We start from the raw sequence: 20708 nt of genomic DNA on the forward strand, positions 1-20708 counted from the left end.
TGTGACACTTTTGTGACTTTCTATATTATTATTTTTTAAGTAGGAAAGGTCTAAAATTTTGTTTGAAAAGGATACAAATGATAGAAAATATTTTAAAAAGAGATGGAACTTACAAGCCATATGAAGAGTATAAAATAAAAGATGCTATCAAAAAAGCATTTAAAAGTGTTCATACAACGTACGATTCAATAATTTATTTAAATGTAATAGAACAATTAAATAAAAAAAGAGTGATTGCAGTTGAAGATATTCAAGATTTAATTGAATCAGAACTTTTTAAAGCTAGATATTTTGAAGTATTAAAATCATTTATGCTTTATAGACATATGCACAAATTGCAAAGAGAACAAGTTTTAGGATTAAATGAAGATACAACATATATTAATTCGACACAGACAATTGAAGAGTATATTAATGGAACAGATTGGAGAATTAAAGCAAATTCAAATACAGGTTATTCTCATGCAGGACTTATAAATAATAGTGCGGGTAAGGTTATTGCAAATTATTGGTTAGATAAAATCTACTCAAAAGAGGAAGGTTATGCCCATAGAAATGCTGATTACCATATTCATGATTTAGATTGTTTAAGTGGGTATTGTGCTGGTTGGAGTTTAAGAGTTTTATTGGATGAAGGTTTCAATGGAGTTAGAGGTAGGGTTGAATCACGTGCACCAAACCATTTTAGAGAAGCTTTAGGTCAAATGGCTAATTTTTTAGGAATATTACAAAGTGAATGGGCTGGAGCTCAGGCATTTTCATCATTTGACACCTATTTAGCACCTTATGTATTTAAAGATAAATTATCTTTTACTGAAGTAAAAAAGAATATTAGAAGTTTTGTATATAATTTAAATGTCCCTGCAAGATGGGGACAAAGTCCTTTTACAAATATCACAATTGATTGGACAGTTCCAAGAGATTTAAAGGATCAAATCCCTACAAAAAATCAAGAACACTTATTAAAAAACTTAGATGATGAAGAGTTATTAAAAAAAGCAAAAGAAAAAGGTTATGAATCTTTAACAGAACTAACATATAAAGATTTCCAAAAACAAATGGATATGATTAATAAAGCATACTATGAAGTTATGACTGAGGGTGATCAAACAGGACAACCTTTTACTTTTCCAATTCCTACTGTAAACTTAACAGAGGATTTCGATTGGTATGGTGAAAACACTGATTTATTATTTGAAAATACTGCAAAAATTGGAAGCTCTTATTTCCAAAATTTTATTGGAAGTCAATATACAAAAGATGAAAATGGAAAATTAATACCAAATGATAATGCCTATAAACCTGGGCATGTTAGATCTATGTGTTGTAGGTTACAACTTGATTTAAGAGAACTTTTAAAAAGAGGTGGTGGTTTATTTGGTAGTGCAGAGATGACAGGAAGTATTGGAGTTGTTACAATCAATATGGCAAGACTTGGATATCTTTATAAAGGTGATAAAGATTCATTATTTGATAGACTTGAAGAGTTAATGGATTTAGCAAAATCAACTTTAGAGAAAAAAAGAGTTTTTGTAAACGATTTATATGAAAGGGGATTATTCCCTTATACAAAAAGATATTTACCTGGATTTAATAACCACTTTTCAACAATTGGTGTTAATGGTATCAATGAGATGATAATAAACTTTACTGAAAAAGAGTTTGATATTTCTAAAGAAGAGGGTATTTTATTTGCCAATGAAATTTTAGATTTCATGAGAGATAAAATGGCAGATTATCAAGAAGAAACTGGAAATTTATATAATCTTGAAGCAACACCAGCTGAGGGAACAACATATAGATTTGCAAAAGAGGATAAAAAGAGATATCAAGATATTTATCAAGCAGGATATGGTAAAAATATTTTTTATACAAATTCATCGCAACTTCCTGTTGATTATACAGATGATGTTTTCCAAGCCTTAGATTTACAAGATGATTTACAAGGTAAATATACTGGTGGAACAGTTCTTCACTTATATATGAAAGAGAGAATTAGTTCAATTGAAGCTTGTAGGAAATTAGTAAGAAATGTAATTTCAAATTATACTTTACCATATATCACTATTACCCCAGTTTTCTCTGTTTGTCCTAAACATGGATATATAAATGGTGAATATGAATATTGTCCAATTTGTGACCAAGAACTTTTAGATGAGGAGTTAAAAAATGAAAAGCTTAGAGCCTGAAAAATTAAAAGAAAAAAGAACAAAATGTATTGTTTATACAAGAGTTATGGGATATCATAGACCAGTTGAAAGTTTCAATATTGGTAAAAAAGGTGAACATTCTCAAAGAGTAAAATTCATTGAAAAAAATAATTTATAATATAACACCGTTTACAACGGTAGATTATAAAGATCATTTATCTTGTATTGTATGGTTTAATTCCTGCAATATGAGATGTAAATATTGTTATAACCCTGATATTGTTAATTCAAAATCAGGGCTTTATACAATTGAAGATTTAATCAATTTTTTAATGAAAAGAGTAGGCTTATTAGATGGGGTTGTATTAAGTGGTGGAGAAGCTTCATTACATGATTTAGAATATATTTGTAAATGTATTTCTACTTTGGGTTTTAATATAAAACTTGATACTAATGGCTCAAATCCTAATATGCTAAAAACTCTTTTAGACCAAAAGTTATTAGACTTTGTTGCAATTGATTTTAAATCAACTAAAGATAAATTTTATGATATTACAAAGTCAAATTATTACAATAAATTTTTAGAGTCATTACATATTCTTGAAAATTCAGGAATCGAATATGAAGTAAGAACAACTTTACATGAAGATTTGTTAGATGAGGATGATATAAATGAAATGCAAACAGTTTTAGTCGAAAATGGTTACGACAAAAACTATTACATTCAAAATTTTTTAGAAACTGAAAACCTTTCAAATCTAAAATTATCAGAAAAACATTTTGATAAGAGTAAACTTATTTCTGATTTAAATATAGTTTGGAGAAACTAATTTATTTATTTATTTATAATATAACCTTGTCCTGAAATATTTTTTATTAGCTCTTTATCTGTTTTAGCTCTAAGCCTTTTAACAAATGTTCTTAATCTTTCATCGGTAACATTTTCTTCTTCCCAAAGTGATGATTTAATACTCTCTGTGGAAGTGATATTATTTCTGTCACTAAGAAGTAAAGATATAAATTTCTTTTCCCTTTTAGTAATATTTACTAGTTTTTCATTCTCAAAAAGATTATTTGTATTTGTATCAAAAGAAAAATCTTCATTTAAACATATAATTCTGTTTTTATTTAATTTGTTTGCTATAAAAATTAAATACTCTAATACCTCTTCAGGGTCAAATGGCTTTATAAAATATTTAGTAATACCTATATCTATAGCTTTTAATAATTTCTCTTTATCAGAAAAAGCACTAAGGACAATAATAGGAATATCTTCATTTATTGTTCTAATCTCTTTTGTCATCTCTAATCCATCAAGGTTAGGCATCATTATGTCTGTAATTACAATATCCGGATTAATATTTTTAAATTTTTCAAGCCCCTCTATTCCATCACTTGCAACTGTAAAAGAATAAAAATAATCCGATAAGGCATCCTTTAAAAGTTTTGAGATATTTACCTCATCTTCAACAAATAGTATTTTTAACTCTTTTAGTACAGATTCATCATTGTTCATTATTATCTCCTAAAGGTATTTTAATTGTAAACTTCAAGCCATTATCTATATTCTCAACTCTAATTGTACCATCTAAACTCTTTTCAATAATCATTTTTGACATAAATAAACCAAGTCCTGTTCCATTACTTTGATGCTTTGTAGTAAAATAAGGCTCAAATATTTTATCAAGTAAATTTTCACTAGCACCACCAGCATTATCTTCAAATTGTAATACTGCGTAGTTTTCCTCTCTTTTTATAACGATAGTTATTTTCTTATCTTTTATCTCATTTACTTTAAAAGCTTCGCTTGAATTTTGTATTAAGTTTATTATTACTTGTGATAGTTCATTTAATACCCCAAATACTTCAATATCTTCAAAATCAGTTTGAATATTTAAATTCTCTTTTTGAACAAGCTTCTTTGTAATAAGTAAGGAATCATTTATTGCATTTGTTAGAAAAAATTTCTCTTTTGGCTTATTTGGATTAAAAAAGTTAGAAAAATCATCAATTGTTTGTGACATATTCTCAATAATTCCTAAAGACTCTTTATAGTACAAATCTAGTTTCTCTAAATCACATTTTTTTGCAGTTCTTTTAATATTAAACATAGTAAGACTAAGTTCTGTTAATGGTTGCCTCCACTGATGGGCGATATTTGCAAGCATTTGACCTAAACTTGCCATTCTAGATTGCCAAAAAAGCATTTTTTGTTTCTCTTTGTTTTTGGCAATCTCTTCATTTACTCTATGTTCTAAGGTTTGGTTTAATTCAATCAGTTGTGCTGTTTGCTCTTTAACCCTTTGCTCTAGTGTTTTATTTAAAGTTAATAGTTCTTTATCTTTTTTCTCTAAAGCTTTTTTTAATTCAACTTCTTTTGTCACATCATATCTAATAGCAATAAATTCTCTTATCTCATCATTTTCATCAAGAATTGGTGTAATTGTTGTATTTAAATAAACAGTTGAACCATCTTTACATTTGTTTTTAACTGTTGTTTTATATGGCTTTTTATCTAAGATTGTAGTCCATAGTTTTTCAAAATCTTCTTCAGGAACTTCTGGATGTCTTACAATATTATGATTAGCTCCAAGAAGTTCCTCTTTTGAAAATCCAGAAATTCTACAAAATTCATCATTGACAAAAGTTATTACACCATTAATATCTGTTTTTGAAACTACATTTGAGTTTTCTATGGCTTCTTGATATGTTTGACCCATTGTTTATTTTATACCTTAATATTATTTATTTAATAATTCACAAGCTTCTTTTGCATGGTAAGTGATAATTAAATCAGCACCAGCTCTTTTAAATCCAATTAAAGTTTCAAGCATCACTCTTTCGTAATCAATAAGTCCAGCTGCCCCTGCATGTTTTAACATTGCATACTCACCACTTACGTTATATGCACAAATTGGAAGATTTGAATTGTTTCTAATATCTCTAATAACATCCATAAATGCTAAAGCTGGTTTAACCATTAAGATATCTGCCCCTTGTTTTTCATCTTCAAGTGATTCTTCTAATGCTTCAAGTCTATTTGCTGGATTCATTTGATATGTTCTTCTATCCCCAAATGATGGAGTTGATTCTGCAACATCCCTAAATGGTCCATAATATGCACTTGCAAATTTTGTTGAATAAGCCATGATAGGTAAATCTTTAAAACCATTTTCATCTAATGCAGTTCTTAAACATTCAATAATTCCATCCATCATACCACTTGGAGCAATCATATCAGCTCCAGCTTTTGCATGTACAATAGCTTGTTGAGCAGAAATTTCTAATGTTTTATCATTATCAACTGTTTGTGTTTTTGGGTCTAAAATACCACAATGTCCATGGTCTGTATATTCACAAAAACATAAATCTGTAACAATAAACATGTCTGGAAATTTTCCTTTGATTGCTTTAATTGTTCTACTAATAATACTCTCTTCACATAAACATTCACTACCAACAGAGTCTTTTACATCGGGAATGGCAAAAAGTATAATAGAGTTTAAACCAATTGTTCTAATATATTCACACTCTTTTAAAATCTCATCAATACTCATTTGAAAAACACCTGGCATAGATGATACTTCTATTTTGATATTTTCACCTTCTTTTACAAATAATGGATATATAAAATCATTCTTTGTTAATGTAGTTTCTTGTACTAAGTTTCTTAGAGTTTCATTAATTCTAAGTCTTCTAAATCTTTTAAACATATTATTTACCTTTGTTCGCTATAATCTCGGGTATTTTAACAATTTAAGGTTTAAAAGGATATGAATATAGAGAAATCAAATATTGCTAATCTACCTACCAAACATGGAAATTTTAGAATAAGAGCATACAAAGAAAATCATCAAGAACATTTAGCAATTATGAGTGAAAATTTTGAAGAAATTGAAACACCTTATGTAAGAGTTCACTCTGAGTGTTTAACTGGCGATGCCTTAGGAAGTTTAAAATGTGATTGTCAAGCACAACTTAATCTTGCTCTTGAATTTATAGCACGTGAGGGTGGTTTAGTAATTTATCATAGACAAGAAGGAAGAAATATAGGCCTTCTTAATAAAGTAAACGCTTATGCATTACAAGATCAAGGTAGAAATACTATTGAAGCAAACCTTGAACTTGGATTTAAAGAAGATGAAAGAGATTATTCTATTGTTGAAGAGATTTTTAAAGATTTAAAATTAACAAATATTAAACTTATTACAAATAATCCATCAAAAATAGAATATATTGAATCAATAAATGTAGGTGTAGAAGAAAGAATCCCAGCAATTACTGAATTAAATAAGCACAATATACATTATGTAGAAACAAAGAAAAAACATATGGGACATCTTTTTTAATGTTTACAAAAGAAGAATTGATTGACTTTAAACTTGATAGTGAGTTTATAAATAGGTGTGAAACTTTTACTTCCCTTTTAAAACAATGGGGAAAGGTGCATAATCTAAGTGGAAGTTTAGATGATGAAAGTATTAAAGAGAATATTATTGATTCTATTTATCCACTTTCATTTATTGATAGTTTTGATAGTTTTGCAGATATTGGAACAGGTGCAGGTTACCCTGGATTGATTTTAGCTATGGCTAATTCAGATGCTAAATGTTATTTAATAGAACCAAGATTAAAAAGAGTTGCTTTTTTAAATTTTGTGAAAAATACTTTAAAACTAAAAAATGTTGAAGTTATAGCAAAAAGAGTTGAAGACGTTGAAGGTGTGAATGTTGATTTAATAACATCAAGGGCTGTAACAAATACAAAACTTTTAATGGATATTACAGAAACTATAAAAAAAGAAAATAGTAGTTTTCTATTTTATAAAGGGTCTTTGTTAAATGATGAGTTAGAAGAAGCAAAAATCAATAATCAAAAAATAGTAAAAAGAAATGATAGAAACTATTTGTATATAAAAGGGTAATAGATATGATATTAAAAATATTAGCTGTGGCTGTAGTTCTTTTTTTAATTTACATTGTTTTATTTAAAAAAGATAGAGAAAAAAGTGTTAAACAAGAGGATGAAAAAATAGAAGATATTATGGTTGAATGTCCTACATGCTCAACTTTTGTTTCTAAAAAAGAAGCAATATTAAGTAACGGTCATTTCTTTTGTTCAAAAGAATGTTTAATAAATAAAAAATAGGTGGTTATATGATACTAATTGGAGATAGACTTATTCCATATGAAACAATTTCATTTATAGATTCAATAGCAGATATTGATCATACTTTACCAAACTCAACTTTGGTTTTTAATTATGATGAAAATTTAGTTTTATTTACAAGAAAAAATCATGTAAATTGCGCAGTTGTTGTTAATAGTATAAAAGAAGCAATATATTGTAATGCATTAAATTCAAAATATATAATTTGTGATAAAAAATTAGCTAAAAGTATTCAAAAAATTGCAGAGAATTATATGTTTGATTCTAAAGTTCTTGCAATAATTGAAGATGATGATGAGATTGAAAAAATTGCCTTGTCAGAAATTGATGGTGTTATTTACTCATACTTACTTAATAAATAACTTCTTCTAAAATAAGAAGAAGTTATCTCTCCCAAAAAAATTTCATAACTTTAATTTATATTAAATATTAATCTAACAAAAAATTAACATATTACTCATATAATTTAATCTAAATTTTAAATAAGGAGTTTCTATGGATTTAATAGGACAATTTCCGTTGTTTTATTTTCCTGATTATGGAAGTGCATGGATGATGGGTATTACTGGAACCATCCATATTTTAGCATCACATACATCAGTTGGTGCTGCAATGTTATTTGCATTTTTAGCCTATAAAGCTTATAAAGAAAATCGTACTGATCTTTACCCATATATGAAAAAATATGGTATGTTTTTACTGATTTTTTCTTATGTTATTGGTTCAATTACAGGTCCAGGTATTTGGTATACTGCTACTGCTGCAAGTCCCCGTGGAATTAGTGCTTTAATACATAATTTTGTATGGGTTTGGGCTACAGAATGGGTCTTTTTCGTATATGAAGTAATTGGTGTTTTTGTATTAGTTTATTTTATAGATAAAATAGATAGAAAAACACATCTTAAATTAACTTATACTTTTGCTTTAGCTTCAGTTGGTACTTTAGCCTTAATTATTGGAATAATAAGTTTTATGATGTGGCCTGGTACTACAGCTTATTATGCAACCGGAAGTGCAAGTGATGCTTTCTTTGGACTAAACACTTTTCCTCATATGTTCCTTAGAATTGGATTTATGATTATGTTATCAGGTGTTATTGGTTTAGTTATCTCAAGTGCTATGAAAAAAGAGAATGAAGAATTATCAATTGAACTTAGTAAAAAAATGGGATATGTAAGTATTTTAGGTGGATTTATAACTCTATTCTTCTTTATGTGGTATATGGGAACTTTACCTGATAATGCCCATGCTGTATTTAATGTAACAAAAGATGGGGTTATTCAAAATAGAATTATTTTAACTCTTGTATTTATGGTTTATTTTTTAGTTGCAGTATTTAAACCTAAGATTATTAATCCTGCAATCTCTTCAACGATGATTGTGGTTATTTTACTAGCTGGACTTTGGCCTGGTGAGAAACTAAGAGAATCTATGAGAAAACCTTATGTAGCTGGACAATATATTTACTCAAATCAAATTATTAGTAGGGATGTAGAAGGTAAAGGGATTAAAAGTGAGCTTCCTATAATTGCTCAAAAAGGACTTTTAAAAGTAAACCCTTTTATACCAGATAATTTAAGAACAATTACAGCTGAAAATAAACTCCAAGTGGGAGAGCTATTAACTAAAATGTCATGTTCTAATTGTCACTCTTTAGAACTTACTGGCGTTTATAGACCGTTAAAAGATAGATTAAAAGGGGTTGATAAAGAGGGTGTTAAATCTATTCTTTATGCTATAGGTAGTGGAGCAATCCCTTATATGCCAAAACTACAATTACCAGATGATGAATATGATGCAATTGCTGAATATATTGCATCATTAAAATATTAAAGGAGGATTTATGGACGCATCTGCTTTATTGGCCCTTAGGGATCCAGCTGGGGTACCATTTTATCCTATTGTATTTCAAGGACTTTATGTATTAACTTGGGCATTACATGCCGCTTTTGTTTTATTGGCTTTAGGGGCAATGGGATTATCTTTGTATGGAACACTAAAACAAAAGAGTGATTCCCACTGGAAAATTTTGACTCCTCATTTAATACAAACAGGAAAAATTAGTGTTTCAATTTTAATTGTTCTTGGTGTAGCACCTTTATTGTTTACCCAAGTTATTTATGATCCAAATTGGTACGTAGCGAACACTTTATCAGGTATGTGGGTTTTTATTTTTATTTATACTTTAGTTATTGGTTATATTTTATATTATTGGTATTATTATGCAAATAAGGCAAAAGAGGGTGGAGGAAAGCTTATTGGTATTATCTCTTTCTTTATTTTAGTTTTTGCTGGTTTATTAATGCATAATTTTGCAGTTACTTCAATTATGCCTAATGACTGGATGGATATGTACGCACCAAATGGTATTGTTGATACTAGTGGCTGGACATTAAATATTAAACTAGTTAGATTGTTGTTTTTTGTGAGTTTATCTATACCTGTTGTTGGTATATTTTTGCAAAATTATAGTAGATTTTTAAGTACAAGGGATGATTTTAAAGGTAATTTTATTGAGTATACATCATCTTTAGGTACAAAACTAACTGTTATAGGATTACTAATTAGTGCTGTATTTTTTGCTCTTTGGATGAGTTCTATTGGATATTTAATGCATCCTTTAAGTATATCAATTATTGTAGGGGTAGTTGCTTTATTACTTATCTCATACTCAAATTCAAATAGCTATATTACGACTGGTGTATTAGTTGTTGTTGCCTTATTAATTTCAGCAATGAGAGAGCTTATTAGATTTGATATTATGAGCAATTTAGGATATAATATTTATGATTATCCTGTTAATTTAGAGATACCATCAATTGTAATGTTCTTATTAACATTTTTAATTATGGGTGGTATTGGTGTTGCTTATTTACTAACAATGGCTTGGAAAGTTGGAAAGTCACAAGAACCTATTTTTGATGGCTCAAAAGATAAGGCTGTTACAAGACTGGGTAATTATACCCTTGTAATAATGGTTACTTGGATGGCTGTTTATTTTGCTTGGGGTATGTTTATTTTATTTAAAAACATACTATAAGTTTATACAAATATGAGGCTAAAAGGGCTTATGCCCTTTTAGTCTTATCTCTTAAGATTGGAAAATGGGAACAAAAATACTTTTTTTAGAGGATGATATCCTTTATCAAGATACAATAAAAGATTTTTTAGAAGATGATGGTTTTATTGTTGATACTTGTTCAAATGGAGAAGAGTTTTTAAATAAAATTTTTGATGATATTTATGATTTATATATAATAGATTTAAATGTTCCAAAAATTAATGGTTTTGAAATAATGAAAATGCTCGCAGAATATAATGACTCAACAATGAAAATGGTTTTAACTTCTATAAAAGATAGTTTGAAAAAATCTTTCGAAATAGGATGTGACGATTATTTAAATAAAAATACTGACACAGATGAACTTCTTTTAAGGGTAAAAGGTTTAATAAAAAGAGCTTACAACTCACACAGTGATTATATAGAAATTGCACAAGATATTAAATATGATTTGTTTAATAAAGAGGTTTATAAAAATAATAAGAATATTGAGTTGGACTTAAAGTCACATTTTATTTTAGATTATTTAATTAAAAGAAGAGGGCAGTTTGTTTCAAGTTTTGAATTAGAAACAAGCAGTTATCCTTGTAATAGTAAATCTAAATCAAATGTAATTAGATATCATATTTGGAATCTTAGAAATAGGATTGGCAAAGATTTAATAGAATCCAAAAAAAGCATTGGATACAGATTAAAGCCACTTTTTAAGTGACTTTAATTTTATTGGTTAGGAGGAGGTGTTCAAACAATTTTTTATTTGTTTGAATCAATAAAAGTATATATTCCTAGTGTTAATTTTTTATTAGTTTTTTAAAACTATATTCTCTTTTTTTTAAATCACTCTTACCAAAAAATAAGTAATTTTTAGATATCATATTTGCCTTTAATAAATACCATTAGGATTAACTTGAAAGAGATTTTAGACATAATTGTACTTATATTATTTGCCTTTATGATTTTTATGTTTATTAAAGGTTTTAATAAACAACAAATAGACAAACATGCAAAAAAAATAGATGAAAATAAGAAAAATGATAGCAAGAAGAAGGAACCTGTAAATGAATAAACCATTATTAATTGAGATTGGTGTTGAAGAATTACCAGCAATCCCATTCTTAAAAGAATTACCTAATATTGAAAAAAAATGGGCAAACATACTTGAAAACAATAGATTACTATGTGATTTTGATTTCTTTTACACACCAAGAAGATTAGTGTTATGGCATAGAGAATTCCAAGTAAAACAAGAAGATTCAGTTGAAGAGATGTTTGGAGCACCAGTTAAGATTGCTTTTAAAGATGGAGAACCTACAGGAGCAGCTTTAGGTTTTGCAAAAAAATGTGGTGTAGATGTTTCAAAGCTAGATAGAATTGACCAAGGAAGAGGGGAAGTATTATATTTCAAAAAAGAAGTAGAAGGAACTGATTCTAAAGATTTATTAAATGGTATGATTAATGAGTTTATCTCTTCTTTAAATTTTGGTAAATCAATGAGATGGGCAAGTAGAACGGATAGTTTTATTAGACCTATTAGATCTTTATGTGTTATGTTAGGTGAAGAGATTGTTGATGCAAATCTTTATGGTGTTAAATCTTCAAATTATTCATTTGCCCATAGAATGGTTTCTTATGAACCATTTACTTTTGAATTTGCAGGTGATTATTTCTGTAAATTAGATAAAAATGGTGTAGTTTTATATCCAGATGAAAGAAGAAAAACTATACTTGAACAAATGAAAAAGATTGAAGAAGAAAATGGTATCAAGATTGAAATTGACACAGAATTACTTGAGGAAGTTGTTGCAATTACAGAATATCCAACTGCTTTATTAGGTAAATTTGATGAAGAGTTTTTAGAATTACCTGAAGAGGTTATTGTAACTTCAATGAAAGAACACCAAAGATATTTTGCAGTTTATAAAGATGGTGAATTAACAAACAATTTTATTGTTGTATCTAATTCTAAAACTGAAGATTTTACTCAAATTATTGCTGGTAATGAAAAAGTATTAAGACCTAGACTTGCAGATGGAATGTTCTTCTGGAAAAATGACATAAAAAATGGTTTATCAAATGAGGGCTTAAAAAAACTTGTTTTTGTTGAAGGTTTAGGTTCAATGTATGAAAAGGTTCAAAGGGAGACTAAAATAGCTTCTTTATTAGCTGATACATTTAAAGTAGAAGAAAAAGAGCTTTTAGAAAAAGCTGTATACCTTGCAAAAGCAGACTTAATGTCTGAAATGGTTTATGAGTTTACGGAACTTCAAGGACTTATGGGATATTACTATGCAAAAATTGCTGGTGAAGATGAAAAAGTTTATACAGCAATTAAAGAGCAATATTTACCTGATGGTGAAGATTCAGAATTACCATCTTCTAAATTCTCTTCAATAGTTGCTTTATCTTATAAATTAGATAATCTTTTAGGATTATTTTCTGTTGGAAAAATTCCTAGTGGTTCAAAGGATCCATTTGGTTTAAGAAGAGCTGCTGCAGGTATTGTAAAAACAGCTATAGAACACAAACTTCCAGTTGATTTAGGAAAAATTATTGATGCGTTAAGTTCTGAGTATAAAGGTTTAGATAAAACTCAGTTAATTGAATTTTTTAATGAAAGATTATTTAAAATATTTGATGTTAATCCTTCTGTTATTAAAGCAGTTCTTGGAAGTGGAGAAACAGATGTTTATGAGATTTCTAAAAAATTATGTGCTTTAAATCCAATTGTTTTAAGTGATAACTTTAAAGAGTATACAACAACATTTAAAAGGGTTGCAAACATTATAAAAGATTTAGATATTACATCAGAATTGAGTATTGATGAGAGTTTACTTGAAGATGATGCTGAAAAACAATTAGTATCTAAATTTAATGAAGTTATTTCAAAAGAATACTCAAATTATGAAGAAGAGTTAGATGCTTTATTTGGTTTAAAACCGCAACTTGATAATTTCTTTGATAATGTATTTGTTAATCATGAAAATCAAGCAATAAAAACAAACAGAAAAAACACTATTGGAAAAGTTTATCAAGCATTCAAGAAAATTGCTGATATCCAAGAGATCACTATCTAATAAATTAATTTTAGGGCTAAAAAGCTCTAAAATTACTCACTTTTTATTAACTTAAACAACTATTTAAACTATAATTCTGTAAAATTTAAAAAAAATTTTAAAGGTTATTATATGTTAAAAACAATTACTACAATTTTAATTACATTATTTGTTCTTAGTGGATGTGCTACATGGAAAGGTGTTAAAAAAGATTCTTCTGATGCATGGGATGCTACAAAGAAAACATCAAAGAAAGCATGGAGTGCAACAAAAGAGGGTGCTAGTGAAGCTTATGATTCTACAAAAGAAGCTATTCATGAAGCTACTGCTGATAAAGAGGGTGGAAATTAATTTTTGATTTTAAAGGTGGAGCTGGTGAAGGGAGTCGAACCCCCGACCTGCTGATTACAAATCAGCTGCTCTAGCCAACTGAGCTACACCAGCACCAAAAATAAATGTTACAACCCATCTAATAATATTTAATAATAAAATCAAGTTAACTATTTTATTCAATAATTCTATTCAACATACAGTATAAAAAAATGATTTCGATAGGTTGAAACTAAATTTAGAAGAACAAAAAAGAAAAGTCTGTCCAAACTTGACGATTTCAAGTTTTTACATGGTGTCAAGAGAGAGACTTGAACTCTCGACCTCCGGCTTATGAGACCAGCGCTCTAGCCAGCTGAGCTACCTTGACCTAAGACTTCTTTTTTGAATTGGTTGCGGAAAGTGGATTTGAACCACTGACCTTCGGGTTATGAGCCCGACGAGCTACCTAGCTGCTCTATTCCGCGACCTAAAAAACACTTAAAAGTGGATGGGGTAACAGGATTCGAACCTGTGAATGACGATACCAAAAACCGTTGCCTTACCACTTGGCGATACCCCAACTTTTTAAGTGCCGAAATTATAGTGAAATTGTAAATATTTGTCAAGGGTTTTTAGTAGAAATTTTAAAATTTTTGATATAATTTAAAAAAACAATTAAAAGAAGTAAAATGGATGCAATACAAAGAGTAAAAGAAGCAATAGAAGAGATTCAAAAAGGTAACATGGTTATCATGTTAGATGATGAAGATAGAGAAAATGAGGGTGATTTAGTATATGCTGCACCATTAAGTAGTCCTGAAAAAGTTAATTTTATGGCAAGCTATGCAAAAGGTCTTATTTGTGTATCTGTAACTAAAGAAACAGCAATTAGATTAGAATTAAATCCAATGGTTAATTCAAATACTTCCTCTTATGAAACAGCTTTTACTGTTTCAGTTGATGCAGCTAATGCAGCTACAGGAATTAGTGCAGGGGAGAGGGATGATACTATTAAAATTTTAGCTAATCCAATCTCTAATGCAACAGAATTAGTAAGACCAGGTCATATCTTTCCTTTAATCGCAAAAGATGGTGGGGTTTTAGTAAGAACAGGACATACAGAAGGTAGTGTTGACTTATGTAAACTAGCAGGATTAAATGGAGAAGCAGTTATTTGTGAAATTATGAAAGAAGATGGAACAATGGCTAGACGTGATGATTTAGACATCTTTGCCGAAAAACATAATTTAAAACAAATATATATTTCTGATTTAGTTGAGTATAGATTATCACATGAAACTTTAGTTGAGAACATTTCAAGTGAAGAGATTAAATTTTTTAACACAGATGTAATTAAAAAAGATTTTAAAGATCATTTAGGACAAGTACATACAGTGATCCAATTTGGTGAATTAACTGATATTACTCATGTAAAGTTTCATACTGTAATTCCAGATATAAAACTTTTTTTAAATGATGAAAAACTTCATTCAATGTTAAAAACAATAAACTTTTTACAAGCAAAAGGTGGATTATTGATATTTTTAAATGATGATATTGCCAATAAAGAATCACAAAAAGATTATGGAATTGGTGCGCAGATTTTAAATAGTTTAAATGTGAAGAAGATTAAATTAATGACAAGTGGTGGAAAACATTCTTTTGTTGGTTTAAATGGATTCGGATTAGAAATCAAAGAAGAGATACAAATAGAGTGTTAATATATATTAAGCAATAAAAAAGGGGTGGGATTAAATCCTACCCCTTTTTTTATAATGATTTTATTTAAATGTTAAGATTAGGTCCCGCAGAAGTAAAATCATAATCATTTTCTAAAGTTAAATACTTTTTAGAATAATTTTCGATATACATCCCTGCAAGTTTTAATGCAGTTTCATCGTAAGATTCTTTATCTTCCCAAGTATTTCTAGGGTTTAATACTTTAGTTTCAACACCATCAAGAGTTTTTGGAATTTTAAGATTAAAAATAGGTAATGTTTCAAAGTCTGAATTTTCAATTGAACCATCTAATATACCATTAATACAAGCTCTAGTATTTTTAATACTCATTCTAGAACCAATACCATATGGACCACCAGTCCATCCTGTATTAACTAAATATACATTTACTCCATGCTCATCAATTTTATCACCTAATAGTTCGGCATAAACAGTAGGGTTTAGTGGTAAGAACGCTTCACCAAAACAAGATGAGAATGTAGCTACTGGCTCAGTAATACCTCTTTCAGTTCCTGCAACTTTTGCAGTATATCCACTTAAGAAATAATACATTGCTTGCCTTTTATCTAATTTTGCAACTGGAGGTAAAACACCAAATGCATCAGCACATAAGAAAATGATATTTTTAGGATGGTCACCTCTCATATCTTTTTTATGATTTTCAATATGGTCAATTGGATATGAAACTCTAGTATTTTCAGTTTTACTTCCATCTGTATAATCTACTACACCATTTTCATCAGCTACAACATTTTCTAAAATTGCACCTTTTCTAATAGCACCAAAAATTTCAGGTTCTGATTTTTCATCAAGATTGATAACTTTTGCATAGCAACCACCTTCGAAGTTAAATACACCATTATCATCCCAACCATGCTCATCATCACCAATTAATGCTCTATTTGGATCTGTAGATAAAGTTGTTTTACCAGTACCTGAAAGTCCAAAGAATAAAGCAGTGTCACCATCTTTACCAACATTTGCTGAACAGTGCATTGGAAGTTTACCCTCTAATGGCAACCAGTAATTCATCATTGAGAATACACCTTTTTTCATCTCACCAGCATACCAAGTACCACCAATAAGTGCAGTGTTTTCTTCAACATTGAATACAACAAAAACTTCTGAATTTAAACCATGTGAAGCATAAGCCATATCAACAGTTTTACAAGAGTTATAAACTGTAAAATCTGGTTCAAAATTTTCTAAATCCTCTTTTGGAGGCACGATAAACATATTTTGAACAAAATGAGCTTGCCAAGCTACTTCTGTAATAAATCTTACAGATTTTCTACTATCTAAAGAAGAACCACAGTAAACATCAGTTACATATAAATCTTTATTACTTAATTGTTTTTTAGAAACTACTTCTAAATCTTCATATACTGCTTTTGTTACTTTAAAATTAATATCACCCCAAGCTATATATTTATTTGATGGATCTTGGTTTACAAAAAATTTATCCCTTGGACTTCTTCCTGTAAATATTCCCGTATCAATCATTAAAGCACCAGTTGAAGAGACCTTAGCCCCTTCATTTTCTACAGCATGTTGAATTAAAGTATCAACATCAAGATTTCTATACACTGTTCCAACGTTCTCTAGTCCAAGTGTATTTTTGATTTCAGACATTTTTTTCCCTATTCTTTTTTATTTAAATATTGATAAAAGTACACCAGCTGCAACAGCAGAACCAATTACACCGGCAACATTTGGCCCCATCGCATGCATTAATAATACATTTGATTTATCATATTCTTGACCAACTTTACTTACTACTCTTGCCGCCATTGGTACTGCAGAAACTCCAGCAGCTCCAATTAATGGATTTACTTTACTTTCTTCAGAACTAAATTTGTTCATAATCTTAGCCATAATAACACCAGCTGCAGTACCTGCTGCAAATGCAATTAAACCAATAACCATAATCCCTAAAGTTTCTAAAACTAAGAATTTATCAGCTGCTAATTTAGAACCCACTCCAAGTCCTAAGAAGATTGTTACAATATTTATTAATGAATTTTGCATTGTATCACTTAATCTCTCAACAACTCCTGATTGTTTTAAGAAATTTCCAAATGCGAATGCTCCAATTAGAGGAGTTGACTCTGGTAAGAATAAAATTGCTAAAAATAAAATTAAAATTGGTAAAAATAAATTTTCTAATTTATGTACTTTTCTTAATTTTGGCATTTTAATCTTTCTTTCTGCCTCAGTTGTTAAAGCTTTCATAATTGGTGGTTGAATTACAGGTACAAGTGCCATATATGAATATGCAGCAACGGCAATAGCACCAAGCATTTCCGGAGCTAATCTATTTGCAATAAAAATAGATGTTGGTCCATCAGCTCCACCAATAATTGAGATGGCAGAAGCAGATTGTAAGTCAAAACCTAGTGCAACAGCACCAACTAAAGAACCAAAGATACCAAATTGAGCAGCTCCACCTAAAATAGCAGCTTTAGGATTTGCTAATAAAGGAGAGAAGTCAGTCATAGCTCCTACACCCATAAAAATCAGTAAGGGGAAAAACTCATTTGCTATACCCATGTTATAGATAATACCTAACATACCATGAGCACCGCCCATATTTGCTAGAGGAATATTTGCTAAAAGTCCACCAAAAGCAATTGGTAATAATAGTAAAGGTTCAAAACCTTTAGCAATTGCAAGATAAAAAAGTACAATTACAATTGCAAACATAATAATTCTACCCCAAGATTGTTCAAAATGAGTCATTGGTCTTGCATCTGCTGGATTAGGTTCAGAAGTCATAACATCATCTTGAGGATCAATAATAGCTTTGATTCCTGTAGTTTCGTAAAAAGATGCTGCTAGTTCTGAAATTGATTTTGGCTTGTATTCATGCTGTACTTCTTCTGTTCCACTTTTAGCAACTACATCATGTGTAGCACCACTAGCGAATAGTGGTGAACTAAAAATAGAAATAAAGAATAAAAGCATTAATGCCATAAATTTTTTATTCATATAATTTACTCCGTTTTTTCTACACATTTTATTAGCTAATCGTTGCTATTGCTTCACCTTCTTCAACAGCATCACTAGGATTTTTCAAAATTGCTGAAACAGTTCCAGCACAAGGAGCTTCAACAGGAATTTCCATTTTCATAGCTTCTAAAATTGCAATCTCTTGCCCTTTTTCAACTTTGTCTCCAACTTTTACATGGATTTTCCAAACAGCTCCAGCTACAGTTGCAGGAACTTCTGCTCCACCAGCAGGTGCACTTGAAGGTGCTGCTGTTTCAGTTACAGGTGTTACTTGAATATCAGCATTTCCCTCTGCTACAGTTACATTAAATTTTTGTCCATCTACTACTACTGTATAGTTTCCAGTTGCGTTACTCATACCTTTATTTTCTCCTAAACTACAATTTTTATCATTTTCACACAGTATATCATCTGATTTACTGATTTTTCTTATATTAAGTGGTCCTTCACCTTTTAAGAAAGCAATACCTTTTTCATCACAAGCTGCCGCAATAAATATATTTTCTTCGCTTGTTTCGATACCTTCTTCTTTTAATCTACCTTCCCAATAAGACATTGTTTTCTTTTCATCTCTATCAGCAATATCTAATGGATTTTCAGTAGTTGGTTCAAGTTTTAATTTTTCAGATGCTAATTTAACAACTTCTTCATCTGGTGCAACAGGTGTTTTACCAAAATATCCAAGAACCATTTTCCCATATCCTGGTGCAATTTGTTTCCATGGTCCAAACATTACATTTGCATATGCTTGTTGCCAATAAAACTGAGAAACAGGAGTTACAGATGTACCATATCCACCTTTTTCAACAACTTCTCTCATTGCTTTAATAACTTCTGGGAATCTATCTAAAGTTCCATTATCTCTCATCATTTGTGTGTTTGCAGTTAATGCTCCACCTGGCATTGGTGAGAAAGGGATTAAAGGTGATACTTGAGTTGCCTCTGGTGGCATAAAGTAATCTTTTAATTGGTCATTTAAAACTTCTTGATATTTTAAAATTTTATCAATTTCTAAGCCACCTAAATCATAATTCATACCTTTTACAGCATGCATCATAGTTAGAATATCTGGTTGTGATGTTCCTCCAGAAACTGGACTTGCAGCTAAGTCAATTCCATCTGCACCAGCATCTAAAGCAGCAAGATAACAAGCAACAGAAACTCCCGCAGTTTCATGTGTATGTAATCTAATATGTGTATCTTCTCCTACTAAACTTCTTGCCATTTTAATTGTATCAAATACTTTTTGTGGTGATGAAGTTCCCGAAGCATCTTTAAAACAAATAGAATCAAATGGAACCCCACTATCTAAAATGTTTCTTAGTGTTTTTTCATAGAAAGGAACATCATGTGCACCTTCACAACCTGGAGGTAAATCCATTAATGTTACAACAACCTCATGATTTAACCCATATTTTTTAATACATTCAGCTGAATATTCAAGATTTTGAACATCATTTAATGCATCAAAGTTTCTAATTGTAGTTACACCATGTTTTGCAAACATTTTTGCATGCATCTCAACTAATTCTCTTGAACCAGTATCAAGCATAACAGTATTAATACCTCTTGCTAGTGTTTGTAAATTAGCATCAGGACCTACAATTTCTCTAAATCTGTCCATCATCTCAAAAGCATTTTCTTGTAGGTAGAAAAATAAAGATTGAAATCTTGCTCCTCCACCAAACTCAAAGTGTGTAATCCCCGCATCTTTCGCAGCTTCTACAGCAGGAAAGAAGTCGTCCATTAAAACTCTACCTCCAAAGACAGATTGAAATCCATCCCTAAAAGTAGTATCCATGACATCGATATATTTTTTAGCCATATAAGTTAACCTTTTAGATTTTTGTGATGTTGTACAGCAGCTACTATAGCAGCTATTTTTGCAGTGTTATTTGAAGTATTTGCAGTTTGTGGTTTTTTAGGTACTGCTTTTTTTTCAGGAAAATATTTAGCAATAATTTTTGCCTGAAATTTTAATGCATATACCATAACAATTAAGAATGTGAATACAATTCCCATACCTAAAACCATAAACTTCAATGCCTCAGCAATTAAGTTAGTTTCCATATTACTCCCCGTGGTTACCATCGTAATTTAGTATTACCATTTTATATTAAATATGCTTTAGTAAAATTTATTTTCTGCCCTAAATTAGAGAAATTTTGGAATTTTAATCAATGGAAAAAATTATAAAATTTTGTTACCACATTT

The 20708-nt window shown here is 29.5% G+C and carries 21 protein-coding genes and 4 tRNA genes; 14 read left to right on the top strand and 11 right to left on the bottom strand.

The annotated features are described in order from the left end of the window. The first annotated feature begins 77 nt into the window (after window positions 1-77). Genes FDK22_RS14205 through FDK22_RS14215 form a run of 3 tightly spaced genes read left to right on the top strand, consistent with a single transcriptional unit; the run spans window position 78 to window position 2980 of the window. Entirely contained in the window at window positions 78-2189 is a 2112-nt protein-coding gene (locus FDK22_RS14205) for a ribonucleoside triphosphate reductase (RefSeq protein WP_138153652.1), read from the top strand. Beyond that, window positions 2170-2328, top strand: coding sequence for an anaerobic ribonucleoside-triphosphate reductase (gene nrdD / locus FDK22_RS15930; protein ID WP_138153653.1), 159 nt, complete (start codon window positions 2170-2172; stop codon window positions 2326-2328). The genes FDK22_RS14205 and nrdD overlap by 20 nt, the downstream gene beginning before the upstream one ends. After that, window positions 2309-2980 carry an anaerobic ribonucleoside-triphosphate reductase activating protein gene (locus FDK22_RS14215; RefSeq protein WP_138153654.1) on the top strand — a complete coding sequence of 224 codons (672 nt, stop codon included), beginning with the start codon at window positions 2309-2311 and terminating at the stop codon, window positions 2978-2980. The genes nrdD and FDK22_RS14215 overlap by 20 nt, the downstream gene beginning before the upstream one ends. A 5-nt stretch (window positions 2981-2985) precedes the next feature. Here FDK22_RS14215 and FDK22_RS14220 read toward each other — a convergent pair whose 3' ends face one another. Genes FDK22_RS14220 through hemB form a run of 3 tightly spaced genes read right to left on the bottom strand, consistent with a single transcriptional unit; the run spans window position 2986 to window position 5863 of the window. Beyond that, window positions 2986-3666, bottom strand: coding sequence for a response regulator transcription factor (locus FDK22_RS14220; protein WP_171013005.1), 681 nt, complete (start codon window positions 3664-3666; stop codon window positions 2986-2988). Further along, the gene (locus tag FDK22_RS14225; RefSeq protein ID WP_138153655.1) at window positions 3656-4870 is read right to left on the bottom strand and encodes a PAS domain-containing sensor histidine kinase; all 1215 of its coding nucleotides are present in this window, start codon (window positions 4868-4870) and stop codon (window positions 3656-3658) included. Before FDK22_RS14225 ends, FDK22_RS14220 begins: the two co-directional genes overlap by 11 nt. 21 nt (window positions 4871-4891) lie before the next feature. Further along, on the bottom strand, window positions 4892-5863 hold the full coding sequence (gene hemB, locus FDK22_RS14230; RefSeq protein ID WP_138153656.1) for a porphobilinogen synthase: 972 nt from the start codon (window positions 5861-5863) through the stop codon (window positions 4892-4894). Window positions 5864-5923: 60 nt separating this feature from the next. On the opposite strand from hemB, the gene ribA reads away from it, so the two are divergent. From ribA to FDK22_RS14275, 10 genes are all read left to right on the top strand, one after another. Beyond that, window positions 5924-6499, top strand: a complete 576-nt coding sequence (ribA, locus tag FDK22_RS14235) for a GTP cyclohydrolase II (protein ID WP_138153657.1) — start codon at window positions 5924-5926, stop codon at window positions 6497-6499. Continuing rightward, window positions 6499-7074 (top strand): 16S rRNA (guanine(527)-N(7))-methyltransferase RsmG, encoded by a 576-nt coding sequence (rsmG, locus tag FDK22_RS14240; protein ID WP_138153658.1) that lies wholly within the window; start codon window positions 6499-6501, stop codon window positions 7072-7074. The genes ribA and rsmG overlap by 1 nt, the downstream gene beginning before the upstream one ends. A gap of 5 nt (window positions 7075-7079) precedes the next feature. Next, window positions 7080-7298, top strand: coding sequence for a PP0621 family protein (locus FDK22_RS14245; protein WP_138153659.1), 219 nt, complete (start codon window positions 7080-7082; stop codon window positions 7296-7298). 8 nt (window positions 7299-7306) lie between these two features. After that, the gene (locus FDK22_RS14250) at window positions 7307-7681 is read left to right on the top strand and encodes a hypothetical protein (RefSeq protein ID WP_138153660.1); all 375 of its coding nucleotides are present in this window, start codon (window positions 7307-7309) and stop codon (window positions 7679-7681) included. Window positions 7682-7814: 133 nt separating this feature from the next. Further along, window positions 7815-9152 carry a c-type cytochrome gene (locus tag FDK22_RS14255; protein ID WP_138153661.1) on the top strand — a complete coding sequence of 446 codons (1338 nt, stop codon included), beginning with the start codon at window positions 7815-7817 and terminating at the stop codon, window positions 9150-9152. A gap of 10 nt (window positions 9153-9162) precedes the next feature. Then, on the top strand, window positions 9163-10359 hold the full coding sequence (locus tag FDK22_RS14260; protein WP_138153662.1) for a hypothetical protein: 1197 nt from the start codon (window positions 9163-9165) through the stop codon (window positions 10357-10359). Window positions 10360-10423: 64 nt separating this feature from the next. Next, window positions 10424-11092, top strand: coding sequence for a response regulator transcription factor (locus tag FDK22_RS14265; protein ID WP_138153663.1), 669 nt, complete (start codon window positions 10424-10426; stop codon window positions 11090-11092). Between the two features lie 195 nt (window positions 11093-11287). Continuing rightward, entirely contained in the window at window positions 11288-11446 is a 159-nt protein-coding gene (locus tag FDK22_RS15780) for a hypothetical protein (protein WP_171013006.1), read from the top strand. Then, window positions 11439-13454, top strand: coding sequence for a glycine--tRNA ligase subunit beta (gene glyS / locus FDK22_RS14270; protein ID WP_138153664.1), 2016 nt, complete (start codon window positions 11439-11441; stop codon window positions 13452-13454). Before FDK22_RS15780 ends, glyS begins: the two co-directional genes overlap by 8 nt. A 111-nt stretch (window positions 13455-13565) precedes the next feature. Continuing rightward, window positions 13566-13784: a hypothetical protein gene (locus FDK22_RS14275; RefSeq protein WP_138153665.1), complete on the top strand. Its 219-nt coding sequence runs from the start codon at window positions 13566-13568 to the stop codon at window positions 13782-13784. A 16-nt stretch (window positions 13785-13800) separates the two neighbouring features. Here the strand turns inward: FDK22_RS14275 and FDK22_RS14280 are convergent. The 4 genes from FDK22_RS14280 to FDK22_RS14295 all read right to left on the bottom strand — a co-directional run bounded on the left by FDK22_RS14280 (window position 13801) and on the right by FDK22_RS14295 (window position 14325). Beyond that, a tRNA-Thr gene (locus FDK22_RS14280) sits at window positions 13801-13877 on the bottom strand. Window positions 13878-14056: 179 nt separating this feature from the next. Beyond that, a tRNA-Met gene (locus FDK22_RS14285) sits at window positions 14057-14133 on the bottom strand. 20 nt (window positions 14134-14153) lie between these two features. Continuing rightward, window positions 14154-14230: transfer RNA gene (locus tag FDK22_RS14290), tRNA-Met, on the bottom strand. A 20-nt stretch (window positions 14231-14250) separates the two neighbouring features. After that, window positions 14251-14325, bottom strand: a tRNA-Gln gene (locus FDK22_RS14295). Window positions 14326-14434: 109 nt separating this feature from the next. Between FDK22_RS14295 and FDK22_RS14300 the strand changes: the two genes are divergently transcribed. Next, window positions 14435-15466 (top strand): bifunctional 3,4-dihydroxy-2-butanone 4-phosphate synthase/GTP cyclohydrolase II, encoded by a 1032-nt coding sequence (locus FDK22_RS14300; RefSeq protein ID WP_138153666.1) that lies wholly within the window; start codon window positions 14435-14437, stop codon window positions 15464-15466. A 64-nt stretch (window positions 15467-15530) separates the two neighbouring features. On the opposite strand, the gene pckA is transcribed toward FDK22_RS14300, so the two are convergent. From pckA to FDK22_RS14320, 4 genes are read right to left on the bottom strand one after another with little or no spacing between them, the layout of a single operon-like run. Next, window positions 15531-17117 (bottom strand): phosphoenolpyruvate carboxykinase (ATP), encoded by a 1587-nt coding sequence (pckA, locus tag FDK22_RS14305; protein ID WP_138153667.1) that lies wholly within the window; start codon window positions 17115-17117, stop codon window positions 15531-15533. An 18-nt stretch (window positions 17118-17135) separates the two neighbouring features. Further along, window positions 17136-18473 (bottom strand): sodium ion-translocating decarboxylase subunit beta, encoded by a 1338-nt coding sequence (locus FDK22_RS14310; protein WP_171013007.1) that lies wholly within the window; start codon window positions 18471-18473, stop codon window positions 17136-17138. A gap of 31 nt (window positions 18474-18504) precedes the next feature. Further along, on the bottom strand, window positions 18505-20319 hold the full coding sequence (locus FDK22_RS14315) for a biotin/lipoyl-containing protein (protein WP_138153668.1): 1815 nt from the start codon (window positions 20317-20319) through the stop codon (window positions 18505-18507). Window positions 20320-20324: 5 nt separating this feature from the next. After that, a complete protein-coding gene (locus FDK22_RS14320; RefSeq protein ID WP_138153669.1) occupies window positions 20325-20564 on the bottom strand; it encodes an OadG family protein in 240 nt (79 codons plus the stop codon). Window positions 20565-20708: the final 144 nt, after the last annotated feature.

This window comes from Arcobacter arenosus (assembly GCF_005771535.1).
GTDB lineage: Bacteria > Campylobacterota > Campylobacteria > Campylobacterales > Arcobacteraceae > Halarcobacter > Halarcobacter arenosus.

Bases quoted from the DNA above. Each gene is read 5' to 3' on its own strand.
- FDK22_RS14225 (WP_138153655.1), bottom strand. From the start codon at position 4,870: ATGGGTCAAACATATCAAGAAGCCATAGAAAACTCAAATGTAGTTTCA.
- rsmG (WP_138153658.1), top strand. From the start codon at position 6,499: ATGTTTACAAAAGAAGAATTGATTGACTTTAAACTTGATAGTGAGTTT.
- FDK22_RS14205 (WP_138153652.1), top strand. From the start codon at position 78: ATGATAGAAAATATTTTAAAAAGAGATGGAACTTACAAGCCATATGAA.
- FDK22_RS14260 (WP_138153662.1), top strand. From the start codon at position 9,163: ATGGACGCATCTGCTTTATTGGCCCTTAGGGATCCAGCTGGGGTACCA.
- FDK22_RS14265 (WP_138153663.1), top strand. From the start codon at position 10,424: ATGGGAACAAAAATACTTTTTTTAGAGGATGATATCCTTTATCAAGAT.
- nrdD (WP_138153653.1), top strand. From the start codon at position 2,170: ATGAAAAGCTTAGAGCCTGAAAAATTAAAAGAAAAAAGAACAAAATGT.
- FDK22_RS14255 (WP_138153661.1), top strand. From the start codon at position 7,815: ATGGATTTAATAGGACAATTTCCGTTGTTTTATTTTCCTGATTATGGA.
- hemB (WP_138153656.1), bottom strand. From the start codon at position 5,863: ATGTTTAAAAGATTTAGAAGACTTAGAATTAATGAAACTCTAAGAAAC.
- FDK22_RS14310 (WP_171013007.1), bottom strand. From the start codon at position 18,473: ATGAATAAAAAATTTATGGCATTAATGCTTTTATTCTTTATTTCTATT.
- glyS (WP_138153664.1), top strand. From the start codon at position 11,439: ATGAATAAACCATTATTAATTGAGATTGGTGTTGAAGAATTACCAGCA.
- FDK22_RS14315 (WP_138153668.1), bottom strand. From the start codon at position 20,319: ATGGCTAAAAAATATATCGATGTCATGGATACTACTTTTAGGGATGGA.
- FDK22_RS14220 (WP_171013005.1), bottom strand. From the start codon at position 3,666: ATGAACAATGATGAATCTGTACTAAAAGAGTTAAAAATACTATTTGTT.
- FDK22_RS14275 (WP_138153665.1), top strand. From the start codon at position 13,566: ATGTTAAAAACAATTACTACAATTTTAATTACATTATTTGTTCTTAGT.
- FDK22_RS14250 (WP_138153660.1), top strand. From the start codon at position 7,307: ATGATACTAATTGGAGATAGACTTATTCCATATGAAACAATTTCATTT.
- pckA (WP_138153667.1), bottom strand. From the start codon at position 17,117: ATGTCTGAAATCAAAAATACACTTGGACTAGAGAACGTTGGAACAGTG.
- FDK22_RS14320 (WP_138153669.1), bottom strand. From the start codon at position 20,564: ATGGAAACTAACTTAATTGCTGAGGCATTGAAGTTTATGGTTTTAGGT.
- ribA (WP_138153657.1), top strand. From the start codon at position 5,924: ATGAATATAGAGAAATCAAATATTGCTAATCTACCTACCAAACATGGA.
- FDK22_RS14300 (WP_138153666.1), top strand. From the start codon at position 14,435: ATGGATGCAATACAAAGAGTAAAAGAAGCAATAGAAGAGATTCAAAAA.
- FDK22_RS14245 (WP_138153659.1), top strand. From the start codon at position 7,080: ATGATATTAAAAATATTAGCTGTGGCTGTAGTTCTTTTTTTAATTTAC.